The organism is Nocardia sp. CC201C (genome assembly GCF_030010695.1).
Classification (GTDB): domain Bacteria; phylum Actinomycetota; class Actinomycetes; order Mycobacteriales; family Mycobacteriaceae; genus Nocardia; species Nocardia otitidiscaviarum.
In genome coordinates this window covers 1-12,456 of sequence record NZ_JASCXP010000215.1, presented here as the reverse complement: position 1 = coordinate 12,456, position 12,456 = coordinate 1, and the positions used below count along the sequence as shown (strand labels likewise).

Here is a 12,456-nt window from a genome sequence, read left to right as displayed (position 1 = left end):
ACGGCACCGGCGATAGGCGATCAGGTCCGACGCTCGAATTCGGCCGGCCCGCTGGCCATGCTCCTGATCTGTCGAGCCGCCACCGAGAGGGTCGCGAGATCGTGGCCCGGTCCGGTGTGGATCTCGTCCAACATGGCCCGCGCCCGGGCGATCCTGGAGCGGTGCGTCGATTCCCAGTGGGCGATCTTCTCCGCCGCGGACTCGTCGGGTCCGGTGAGATCGAGGACCGTGATGGTCAGCGAACGCAGCGCCGCGTAGATGTCGTCGGAAACGGCCAGCCGGGCCAATGAGGACCAGCGGCCGGCCCGTTCCAGACGCCGCACCTCGTTGAGCAGCTGTTCGATCTTCAGATGATCGTCGAGCACGTAATGGATTTCGGCGACCTCGGAGCGGTCCCGGTGGGTGATCTCCGCGATATCGATGACGTCCAGCAGCGGGAACAGATAGATCAGCCGACCCACCTCGTCGGCCAACTCCGCGGGCGCCCCCAGGTCGATGGCCGTTCGGGCGCGTGAGGTGAGGTCGGCACGGTGGTCGGCGCCGAGCCGATCGGGCACCGTGGCGGCGAGCGCGCGGACCCCCGGCGCGTACCGGTCGATCTCCGCGGTGATGTCGAGCGGCTGCGGCCGATTGCCGAGCAGCCACCGGGAGGCGCGGTCCAGCGTCCGTTTGGTCTCCATCTCCAGCGCGTCCCGGGCCGCCGTCGGCATCTCGGTGGAACGAATGCGATCCCACAGCTCGTGCAGATCGAAGATCCGCACCGCGACCCCGAAGGCCCGCACCGCGTCGGCGGTGTCGGCGCCCGCCTCCTCGGATTGGCGGAACGGGTAGGTGATTCCGCCGAAATCGACGACCTCGTTGGCCAGCACGGTGGCCACGATCTGCCGGCGCAGCGGATGCGCGTCGATGGCGCGGCCGAAGCGTTGGCGTAGCGGTGCCGGGAAGTAGGTGTGCAGCCGATCCGCGAACATCGCGTCGTCCGGCAGCGACCCGGCCAGCAGATCGGCCTTCACGGCGAGTTTCACCTGGGCCATCAGCGTCGCGAGTTCGGGCGAGGTCAGGCCGCGCCCTTCGGCGCCGCGGCGGGCCAGTTCGGCCTCCGAGGGCAGGGCTTCGAGTTCGCGGTCCAGGCCGTGGCCGGTCTCCAGCGCCTGGATCGTGCGGCGGTGCAGGTCCAGCGTTTCCGCCGCGTCCGCGCGGGAGAGGCCCATCAGGAAGTTCTGCGCGATATTGTCGCCCAGGACGAGATCGGACACCTCCTCGGTCATGGAGGCGAGCAGCCGATCACGGTCACCGGCGTCGAGTTCGCCGGCGGCGACCACGCGATCCAGCAGAATCTTGATGTTGACCTCATGGTCGGAGCAGTCCACACCCGCGGAGTTGTCGAGGGCGTCGGTGTTCATCCGGCCGCCGGATCGGCAGAACTCGATCCGGCCCCGTGCGGTGGCGCCCAGGTTGCCGCCCTCGCCGATCACCTTCGCCCGCAACTGGTTTCCGTTCACCCGCACGGCGTCGTTGGATTTGTCGCCGACCTCGGCGTCGGTCTCGTCGGCGGCCTTGATGTAGGTGCCGATACCGCCGTTCCACAGCAGATCGACCGGTGCCAGCAGGATCGCGCGCACCACCTCCGGCGGTGACAGCTCGGTGACGCTGTCGTCCAATCCGAGGGCGATACGCGCCTGCGGACTGATCGGGATGCTCTTGGCGGTGCGGTCCCACACTCCGCCGCCCGCGCTGATCAGCTCGGCGTCGTAGTCGGCCCAGGACGAGCGGGGCAGGGCGAACATCCGCTTGCGCTCGGCGAACGAGCGGGCCGCGTCGGGGTTCGGGTCGAGGAAGATGTGCCGGTGGTCGAAGGCCGCGACGAGCCGGATGTGTTCGGAGAGCAGCATTCCGTTGCCGAAGACGTCGCCGCTCATGTCACCGATGCCGGCCACGGTGAACGGTTCGGTCTGGACGTCGATGTCGAACTCCCGGAAGTGCCGCTTCACGCTCTCCCAGGCGCCCTTGGCCGTGATGCCCATGGCCTTGTGGTCGTAGCCGACCGAGCCGCCGGAGGCGAAGGCGTCGCCGAGCCAGAAGCCGTATCGGTGTGCGACCTCGTTGGCGACGTCGGAGAAGGTCGCCGTCCCCTTGTCGGCGGCCACCACGAGATAGGTGTCGTCGCCGTCGCGGCGCACCACCCGGTCGGGCGCCAGGACCGCGCCGGTGCGATTGTCGATATTGTCGGTGAGGTCGAGCAGGCCGGAGATGAAGGTGCGGTAGCAGGCCACGCCCTCCTCGCGCTGAGCCTGCCGATCCGCGGCCGGGTCACCGGTCGCGGCGGGCGGATTCTTCACCACGAAGCCACCTTTCGCTCCGACCGGAACGATGACCGCGTTCTTGACCGCCTGCGCCTTGGCGAGGCCGAGGATCTCGGTGCGGAAGTCCTCCCGCCGATCCGACCAGCGCAGGCCGCCGCGGGCGACCGCGCCGAAGCGCAGATGCACCCCCTCCACCCGGGGTGAGTAGACGTAGATCTCGTACTGCGGCTTCGGTTTCGGCAGTTCGTCGATGCGTCGCGGGGCGAACTTGAAGGCCAGATAGTCGCGCGACACCCCCGCCTGCGACCGCACCGTGGCCGGTGACCCGCTCATGTAGTAGTTGGTCCGCAGCGTCGCACCGATCAATCCGAGGAAGGCGCGCAGGATCCGGTCGGCGTCCAGGCTGGTGACGGCGTCGATGCGGGCTCGCAACTCGGATTCGATCCGCTCCGCCCGGGCGGGGTCGCTGCGATCGGGGTCGAAGTACGCGCCGAAGAGTTCGACGAAGGCCCGCGCCGCGCCGGGCTGCTGCAGCAGCACCCGCGTGATGTTGCTCTGGCTGTAGGCGAATCCCGCTTGCCGCAGGTATCGCGCGTAGGCGCGCAGGACGGCCACCTCATGCCAGTGCAGTCCGGCACGCAGGACCAGTTCGTTCAGCCCGTCGGTGTCGGCGCGGCCGTACCACATGGCCGCGAATGCCTCGGGGAAGCGTCGCTGGGCATCGGTGACCGCCGCGGACAGGGCGTCGGTGGCGGTGAGTGCGGCGTCGATGGCGCCGTCCAGGGCGGTGTCCAGCAGTTCTCGCGGTGCGTGCAGGTTGAACCGGTAGATCCAGCGCGGCCGGGAGTCCGGCAGTTCGATCGGATAGGGCCGCTCGTCGTGCACGTCGACGCCGAGGCTGTGCAGGATCGGCAGCACTCGGCTCAGCGATACGCCCGCGCCGCTCACGTAGAGCGCGAACTGCCAGTCGTCGACCGCGGCGTCGGCCGCCCGGGACAGGTGCATATCGATCGCGTTGTCACCGAGCTCCTCGAGTCGCTGGATATCGGCCAGCGCGTGACTCGGGGTGAAGCTCTCCCTGTAGCCGTCGGGGAAGCTGTCGGCGTACCGCTTGGCGGTCCTGGAGTCCACGGCGGCCGTGGCCGCCGCCTCGGCAACCAGCCGATCGGCCCAGGTGTGGGTGGTGGCGAAGAGCAGATCCTGCAGATGCTGCCGTCGCGCCTCGGAGAGGTCCGCGGGTGCCGCGTACTTGCCGCGGTGCACCGTGAAATAGATGTTGACGAGCTCGGATTCGGTGGCTCGCGCGGAGTAGGCGATATGGTCGCCGCCGAATTCGGACAGCAGAATCTGCTGCATCCGCTGGCGCACGGCCGTGTTGTATCGGTCCATCGGCAGATAGACCAGACACGACACCGTCCTACCGCGCGGATCGGGCCGCAGAAACAGCCGGACCTGTCGTCGTTGACCGAGGGTGAGCACCGCGGACGTGGTATCGAAGAGTCGCCGGGTGTCCGAGGAGAACAGTTCCACGCGCGGGAAGGACTGCATCACCTCCAGCATCGATCGGCCGGAGAACGAATTGAGTTCGAACCCGGCCCATTCGACGACCTGGCGCACCCGGTGTTCGATCACCGGAATGTCCAGGATGTTCTCGTGCAGTGCGGAAATGGTGAAGGTCCCGACGAACAGCTGCTCGCCCACCACCCGGCCGTCGGTGTCGTATTCGGCGATGCCGATGAGATAGGGATTGATCCAGCCCGGCGCCGCTGATTCGATCGCCCCCGGAGCCAGCCGCAGCAGGCCACGTTCCGGTCCGGGGGTGGGAACATCGATTTTGGTCGCCGATCCGGCGCCGAGTATGCCGAGCCCGGTGCCCGGGACCGGTCGCATGGTGGCGGGAGCTTCGGGGTCCGCGCTCTCGGGGACGGCGTATCGGGCGTAGCCGAGCAGGACGAAGCGGTCGTCGGCGAGCCAGCGCAACAGCCGCGCGCACTCGCGCGCCTCCACCGGGTCGGCCCCGCTGTACGGGGGAGCGTCCGCGTGCAGCTGATCGGCGAGGAAGGACTGCCTGCGCTGCATGGCGACGGTGCTGTCCGCGATCTGGCGCAGGTCGGCGAGCAGGGGCGGCAGGACGGCCGCGATCGTCGCCAGTACGCCGTTCGCGGTCGCGGGGCTCAGCTGGATGTGTATCCAGGACTCGCGGGTCGTCCCGCCGACGGGCTGCGTCGCCGTGCTGTCGCCCTCGTACGGTGCCAGCGAGAGCAGCCGTCCGCTCGGATCGCGAACCACCTCGAAGATCGGATGGATGACATCGGTGACGGTGGCGCCGAGCCGCCGCAGCGTCGAGACCAGCGACTCGACCAGCAGGGGCATATCGGAATTGACCACCTGGACGGCAGGTCCGATGCCGTTCGGCTCGTCCGGGTGATACACGCGGGTGCTGGCGGTTCCGGCAGTCCGGGTCGCGGCGAGGGCCAAGTGCCGGCGGAAGATGCTTTCGGATTCGCCGGGGCCGGAAAGTGCGGCACCGGAACGCACTTGACGGAAGTACGCCATCTGCAGCGACGTCGGATCACCACCGGCGGAATCGGGAAGTGCGGTGCGCGTGGGCAGTTCGGTTTCGGAGGTCGTGGTAGTGGCTGATCGGCGTTGCGTGGGCCGCATGGTCAACGCACGCCTTCCCGATGGCTCGACATGATGTGAGCTCCTGACTGTGGATCGCTTGAGATTACCTAGTCGATGTACCGCTAAATAACGGTACGATACGGTACGCTACACCTGCGTGTCAGCCGGTGGCAAGGAGCCGCAAACCCCGGGCGTCGGACGTCACGTTGCTCATGACCGGTGTGCGGGAGGGTTGCGCTGTGTGATCTTCGGAGTTCAAAGCCTCGGTTTAGCTGATCGCTGTCGGACACGTGTTCTAGGTTCAACTCATGAAGCCTCGACGGCATTGGTGGCCGCTGGAATCGGGTGGAACCGGGAACATTCTGGCTCGGCGGGCTGTTGCCCCCGAGACTATGGGCTCGACAATCGTCGTTTCGCTGCGGTGGGCTCGTCTGCGGTGGTGAGCGGCCATGTGGTGGCGATGCATGTTTCAGATCGGCATATTTCAGCTTGGTAACCGTCTCTTTTCGGCGTGCCGCTGGCTATCGTGCCATCAGGTAGGTTCACACGGGTGCGGTACCGGTCAGCCAGCAGTAGAGCAAGCGATAAGGCAACTGAGGAACCGATGACGGAATCAGCTCGGGCGATACCGTGGGTGACGGTGGAGACATTGACTCCCGACACTATGTCGGTCGCGACCGTGGGTGGCGAGCAGCGCGCCTTCGCGAGCGTGCGCCGCGTGCTGCAGCGAGTGCTCACCAGAACACCTGCCGTGTACGACAGCATCACCACTCGCGGAATCATCGACGTCGTCCGAGCCGCCCGCGGGCAGGCGCGGCAGACCGATCTGGAGGTGCCGACGGCCGCCGGCCAGCACCTGGTTCGGGCTCGGCCGGTGCTCGGACCCACCGGTGGAGTGCATGCGGTGCAGTTGTGGATCGGTCCCGCCGGTGCGGTCACCCCGCCACCCCCGGCGGTGGGCGCGGTCTGGGACCTCGACAGCCAGACGGTGCACCAGCCCGGTGCGATGACCACCCTGCGCGGAGTGTCGGCCGACGAACATGTGCCCACGATGTCCGTCACGGAGCTGTTCCATCGGGCCGCCGCGTTCGATCGCCACGGTGAGGTGCTCGATCTCCTGTACGACCCGGGTCCCGAGGACAAACTGCAATTCGACGTGGACATCGGCCCCCTGGCCGGCCGTTCCGCGGGACCGCTGGGTCGGTGGCGGGTCGCGGCTCGTCCCCGGGGTCGCGGCACGTGGCTGCTGATCGAGGACATCAGGGAGCAGTCGGCGCCGCCGGCCTGGCCCACGCTGGAACAGGTCGGCCTACGGGAAGCGCACCGGCGGGCCGGAACTCACCTCGCCGTCGTACAACTCGAGCACACCTCGATCTCACACTGGTTGACGGATCCGGCGCCCTGGGTGCGGTGGGAGTTCCTGTATCGCCCCGTGGATGTGTTTCATCCCGACGACCGCGATCGACTGGTCGCGGTGCGGGACGGTATCCGAGCCGGGGAGACCGCCGAGGTGACGGTGCGGACACTCGGCTACTCCGGCGACTATCTCTCGACGCGGTTGCGGCTCTACCCGTATCCCGGCTACTCCCGCAGCCAGCTCGTGATCGGTGAATTACGTCTGGCCGACGATCGCTGTGACAGTCCGTCCAGTCGCGCGGGGCCGTGCCGACTGCCCGAGCCGCTCGGATACGACGACCACTTGCGCCGGCACATCTCCAGGCGGGACCGGTTCGATCGAGCGTCGTAATCGGCTCCCCAGCGGTGGGAACAACGCCACGGCTCGGACTTCGGTGTCTCATTACGCTCTGACGGGTGAGGAAAGCAGCGGACGCGCGGGTGGATTCGGGGGATGCGTTGCTACGCCGCATGATCGCCCGACGCCGTCGCGACAACGTGATCTTCACCGTGCTGGCCGGGCTCGCGATACTCGGCGGCGGGCACGCGGTCCTGAGCCTGTTCTCCGAAGCGCCGCCCGGCCCGTCGGACGAAACGACGGTGGCGATCGTGGGCAATGCCCAACTAGCCGGATCCTTCGCGCAGGAATTCGTGGTCGCCTATCTGGGTGCGACGGCCGGGGACCAGGACCGGATCGCCGATTTCATCGGGGGCGGCGAGTCGATCGGGCTGCCCGCGACCGCTCGGCAGGTCTCCGATCCCGCCGTGGTATCCGTGCGCCGGACCAGGGCTTCGACTCCGATCGAGATCTGGTCGGTGACGGTATCGGTCCGTCCCGAGACCGCAACGAGGACCGCGGGCGGGAAACAGACCTCCGCCGCTCCGATGCCGCAGTACTACCGCGTGGGGGTCGCGGTGAATCACGGTCGGCTGCGCGCACTCTCGCGGCCGTGGCTGGTCGCGCCGCCCGCCGAAGGGCAGGACCTGCTCACGGTGTACTCCTCGCCCTGCGGTGAGGAGTCGCCGCTCGCCCACGTCGCCGCCGGCTTCCTCGAGGTCTTCCTCACCGGCTCCGGCGACGTGACCCGGTACACCAGCCACGATTCCGATATCACCGCCCTGCGACCCGCGCCGTTCGCCGAACTCGAGTCGGTCTCGGTGTCGGCTCAGGACTCCGGCTGCGGAACCACCGGAACGAGCGCGCGCGTGCTGGCGACGGTGACCCCGGCGGTCGGCGACGACACCCTGGCGCCGCTGGACTACCCGCTGACGATGGTGCGCGTCGAGGAGCAGTGGCAGGTGCAGACCATCGATTCCATTCCGGCACTGCCGGATCCGATCACCGTCGTAGCCGGCGGCGTGGCCCCGAACACGCCGCGGAGTTCGGCGTCGACCACCGCGCCGTCGCCGTCGGTCACCGTACCGCCGGCGACGCAGAACTGACGGGAGCGACCATGGGTAGCAGTCTCACCAATATGTTGTACGGCATATTGCTGTTCGTTCGCTGGGCCGGCCTCATCCTGATCGCGATCGTGGGTATCGGTGTGCTGATCAGCGAGGCCGTCAAGGAGCGCCTCTCGCCGGGGAAGGTCCTGGCCGTCGCAGGCTCGGCGATCCTGGCCGGAGTCCTGATCTGGGTACTGCCCACGCTCATCAACTATTCGCGTGCCGAGGTCGGTACCGTCATTCCCGATCGGCCCGTCGGAGGGTACTGATGGCCGAGGTCATCCGCGTCTTCACGCCGATCAAGCGCGTGCCCACCGTGATCGGCAAGGCACAGAACGGGCAGAAGATCCCCTTCGGGCCGTATACGCTGCCGCAGGTCGCCGCGGGCGTCGCGCTCATGCTCGTCACCTCGATCGCCGCCATGTCGATTCCGGGAAATCCCGCGGTGGTCTTCATCCTCGGCCTGGTACTCACCGTGATCGTGGTGTTCGCACTCGGTCTGGTGCCGGACACCGGGGTGCGGCTGACCTCCCGGGTGCTGTGGTTCGGTCGGCTGATCCTGATCCGGAAACCGGTGTCCGCCTCCGGAATGCCGGTCAGCCCGGACTCGGCCCGCTACTCGGTGTACATCGAGGACTCCGTCGTCGTCATCCTGCCCGACCTCGACGGGGTACCGCGACCGGAGCCGCCGGCCCGCGCGCTGACGAGCGGAATACTCGAACTGGCCGCCGGGCGGACCGCCGATCCGACCCGGGATGAACCTCGGAACGAACAATGATGGCATCCGGGCGCGATATCCAGCCGACCGCGGCGATCCGCGGGAACCTGCAGTTCACTCACGCCGGCCTGGTCACGGCGACCTACTTCATCGAGCCGCTCGGATACGGCCTGCGCTCGCCGCGCGACAAATACGACGTGAAGCTGGCGCACCACGCCCTGATCACGAATGTGCCCAATGGGTCGCTGCTGCTCGGCATCCAGGCTCGGCTCGAAACCCTCGATGTGCTGCGGAAGATGGTCGAGGGCGTCGACCTCGACGAGTGCGAGGACTACGCCGCCGAGGTCGTCGCCTCCTACGAGCGCATCCAGGCGATCGTGCCGCAGACCCGGATCTATCTGCTGTCCATCCCGGTGGGCTCCACCTCGACCGGGATATCGTCGCTGGCCGGATTGTGGCGTGGCAACAGCTCCGTCGATGTCGCCGCCGTCTCGCGGACCGAACTGGCCACCTACGACGAAGAGGCGAACAAGATCCTGTCCCGGATCGGCGGCGACTTCCGGCCGACCCCGGTCCCGGCCGCGCTGTTCCAATGGCTGTGGGAGCACTACCTGTCCCGCGGCGCGGTCGGGGACCCGGCCGCACCCACCCGGGTCGGGGTGCTCGAGGACGCCACCGCGGCGGTATTCCGTTCCGCCGCACTGGATGAGGGCGCGCAGGCCGACAACACCCGGCGGTTCCGGCCGTCCTTCACCCCGGTGATCAAGGTGGTACAGCCGGACAGCCCGGACCGCCCGTCCTATCAATCGGTGCTGACGCCGCGCTCATTTCCCTACGGCGGCATGACTTTTCCGGGGGGCAGCGAATTCCTCGCCATGCTCGACGGTCTCGGCGACGTGACCGTCGACTGGGGCATGCGGGTGTCCACCAGATCCGCCGACGAGGTATTGCAGAACAACGAACTCGGCCTCCGACGGCTCGGCGAACAGATGGAACAGCGCGACACCGAGGTCTCCTTCGCCCAGAACACCTTGATGTCGAAGGCACAGCTGCTCAACGAGTACAACCAACACTTCGAGGTGAACGGCGGCGAGTCGGAGGTGTCGTTCACGACCGTCATCGCGGTGGGTGGCCACACTCGGGAGGCGACACTGGACGCGGTCAACGCACTCAAGCGCCGCTACAAGCGTTTTCAGGTCGAACTGACAGCGCCGGTGGGCGCGCAGGTGGACCTGTGGTCGATGCTCATCCCGGGCAGTCCCGTGCGCCGGGCCTACGAGGATTTCGCCCATATCGTCCCCTCCGACATGTGGGCGGGTTTCGTCCCGTTCACCTCCAGTGACATCGGTGACGACAGCGGCCCGGTGATCGGGATCAACCTGCTCTCCGGGCAATACGAGCCCATCCACTTCGGGATCATGGAGGCGGCGCTGCACGACCTGTCCGCGTCGTTCGCGGTGACCGGGGAACTCGGCTCGGGCAAGTCGTTCTTCCTCAAGCTCATGGCGGTGCTCGTCCACGACATGGGCGGTCAGTTCCTGGCCATCGACCGCAGCCAGGTGGGGGAGTGGGCGCATTTCGCCGCCGCCATCGACGATGCGGTGGTGATCGATCTGACCACCCCGACGGTGTCGCTGGATCCGTTGCGGCTCTTCGACGCCCGGGTGGCCGGTGAGCGAGCGCTCGACTCACTGCTGCCGATGCTCGACCTGTCGCCGACGGCGAGCGCCGGCGCGGTGGTCAGCAATATGCTCACCGAGAAGGGGCGCGCCGAGCACGGCATCCACTCCATGCTGGATCTGGTGCGGGCCGCGCACCGGCTGCGGGACGAGCCGGGTTCGGGCCCGGAATACGCCGATCTGGCGGCTCGGCTCGGCGCCGTCGTCGACCGGGTCCCGGTGCTGTTCGATCCGACACTGAAACCGTTGCGACTGACCGCGGCGGCGACCGTCGTGCGCAGCCACGGCCTGGCGCTGCCCACCGCCGAGGAGCTCACCACACCGCATCTGTACCACCGGCTGCCGCTGACCAAGCGGCTCGGTACCGCGCTCTACGAACTCGTCGGGGTCGCCGCGCGGGAGGCGTTCCTGACCGACAACGGCAGATTCGGCCTGCTGGTCGGGGACGAAGCTCACCACTTCACCCAGACGCAGGTGGGCGCCGCGGTCACCTCGGACTTCAGCCGCGACGGGCGTAAACATCTGGCCGCCATCGGGTTGGCCTCGCACGACCCCGCCACCGACTTCCAGGGCGCGGCGCACAATCTGATCCCGAACCGCTTCGTCTTCCGGCAACGGGACGAGACGCTGGCCCGCAACAGCCTGGAATGGCTCGGCGTCGACCTCGACGAAGCGCCGTACCTGTTGCAGATCCTGCGGGAGGAGACGTCTCCGCCGGTCGGCCAGGGTCGGCAGGTTCCCCCGGAACGGCGCGGTGAGATGTTCATGCGCGACGCGCTGAGCCGGATCGGCCGGGGCAAGATCCTCGGTCCCGCCCGCGGCGACCGGGCCGAGGCCATCACCAGCACGCCGACGGTGTCCGGCCAGTCCGCGTCGCTGGAGCGCCAGTCCGCGTCGCTGGAGCGCCGGGACGCGCGATGAGTACCGGCCGGCGTCGGGATATGGCCTGGGAGTTGGCCTTCTGGGATAGTGAGCGCTGGCGACCCCGCGCGGTCGCCCGGCGGTTCCGCGGTTGGCTGGCCGGTTCGCCGTGGCGTCGCCGGACAGCGTGGGCGCTGTTCGTGGCCTTCGTGACGCTCGTGCTGCCCGCCCTGCTCGGCGCGGTGGCCGTCGCCCAAACGGGCACTCTCGCACAGGGAACCGCCAACAGCGGCCTGAGCTGGATGGATGTGCGTGACTCGGATGGTGTTCTGCTCTCGGACTACCGTTTCGTCACCGATCACGGCAGCGTGCTCGAACCGGGCAAGACCGCACTGGCGCTGGTTCTGGAGCTCGAGTTCGCGGGCTACATGGTGCTGGTCACGACCGCCATCTGGCTGATCGGCTTCGCGCTGAGCTTCGGCTGGCTCGATATGTTCGCCCAGGCGCTGACCGGCGTGGCCGACGCCCTGACCGGCCAGATCGCGACCCCCATCCTACTGGTCACCGCGGCGACCATCGGTGCGTTCTTCGTCGGTTACTTCATCGTCCGCGGCTACCACGCCAAGGCGACGATGCAGGTGGTGACGATGCTGGCGGTGGGCGTGTTCGGGCCGCTGTTCCTCGCGGAGCCGCTGGCGGATGTGCTGGCCTCCGACGGTCTGCTCGCCAAGGGCCGCGACATCGGCATCTCGGTGGCGGCGGGACTGAACGGCCACCTCAACCCGAATCCGGGCGTCCTGGTGCAGACGATGCAGGGGGACCTCGCCGACAGCTTCGCCCGGAAGCCGCTCCAGGTGTGGAACTTCGGGCATGTGATCGACGATCGGATGTCCTGTCGCGCGCAATGGACTTCGGGGATGCGTGCCGGTGACTCGGGGCAGGTGAAGGAGGGGCTGGAGGCGTGCAACGACACCTATGCCCGTGCGGCGGCGGACAATCCGAGCGCCGGGCAGATCGGCACCGGACTGCTGCTGCTGATCTGCGGGACCGTCCTGCTGTTGTTCGCGGTGTACCTGGGCCTCAAGGTGATGAAGTCGGCGCTCGACACCATCTATCACGGATTCATGGCCATCTTCGGGTTCGCCGCAGGCGGATTCGTGTACGGCCCGACGCAGACCTTTCTGATCCGGAATCTCGTCCACTCCGTGATGGCGGCGGCGCAGATGGCCGTGTTCACCATCTTTCTCGGTGTCTATGTGCTGTTCCTGGCCAATGTGTTCGATCAGGCCAGGGGACAGGTGATGGCGGTGTTCGTGATCGGTGCGATCGTCGAACTCGTGGCCTTCAGCCAGCTGCGCCGGTTGAGCAAGAATCTCCGCAAGGGCAACGACTGGGTGGCGAACCGCTTCGCGCTCGCGACCCAGGGCCA

The 12,456-nt window shown here is 67.9% G+C and carries 7 protein-coding genes; 6 read left to right on the top strand and 1 reads right to left on the bottom strand.

Translation table 11 applies throughout. The annotated features are described in order from the left end of the window. Positions 1 to 20: 20 nt before the first annotated feature. Positions 21 to 4,859, bottom strand: a complete 4,839-nt coding sequence (locus QK444_RS21525; protein ID WP_282783033.1) for an NAD-glutamate dehydrogenase — start codon at positions 4,857 to 4,859, stop codon at positions 21 to 23. A 673-nt stretch (positions 4,860 to 5,532) separates the two neighbouring features. On the opposite strand from QK444_RS21525, the gene QK444_RS21520 reads away from it, so the two are divergent. The 6 genes from QK444_RS21520 to QK444_RS21495 all read left to right on the top strand — a co-directional run. After that, the gene (locus tag QK444_RS21520; protein ID WP_282783031.1) at positions 5,533 to 6,675 is read left to right on the top strand and encodes a GAF domain-containing protein; all 1,143 of its coding nucleotides are present in this window, start codon (positions 5,533 to 5,535) and stop codon (positions 6,673 to 6,675) included. A 65-nt stretch (positions 6,676 to 6,740) separates the two neighbouring features. Beyond that, positions 6,741 to 7,766, top strand: a complete 1,026-nt coding sequence (locus tag QK444_RS21515; protein ID WP_282783029.1) for a conjugal transfer protein — start codon at positions 6,741 to 6,743, stop codon at positions 7,764 to 7,766. 11 nt (positions 7,767 to 7,777) lie between these two features. Then, positions 7,778 to 8,038, top strand: coding sequence for a hypothetical protein (locus QK444_RS21510; protein WP_029931741.1), 261 nt, complete (start codon positions 7,778 to 7,780; stop codon positions 8,036 to 8,038). After that, positions 8,038 to 8,547, top strand: a complete 510-nt coding sequence (locus tag QK444_RS21505) for a hypothetical protein (protein ID WP_282783026.1) — start codon at positions 8,038 to 8,040, stop codon at positions 8,545 to 8,547. Before QK444_RS21510 ends, QK444_RS21505 begins: the two co-directional genes overlap by 1 nt. Next, positions 8,544 to 11,087, top strand: coding sequence for an ATP-binding protein (locus tag QK444_RS21500; protein ID WP_282783024.1), 2,544 nt, complete (start codon positions 8,544 to 8,546; stop codon positions 11,085 to 11,087). Before QK444_RS21505 ends, QK444_RS21500 begins: the two co-directional genes overlap by 4 nt. After that, on the top strand, positions 11,084 to 12,456 hold a 1,373-nt coding region (locus QK444_RS21495; RefSeq protein ID WP_282783022.1), incomplete at its 3' end, for a hypothetical protein. The genes QK444_RS21500 and QK444_RS21495, both read left to right, overlap by 4 nt.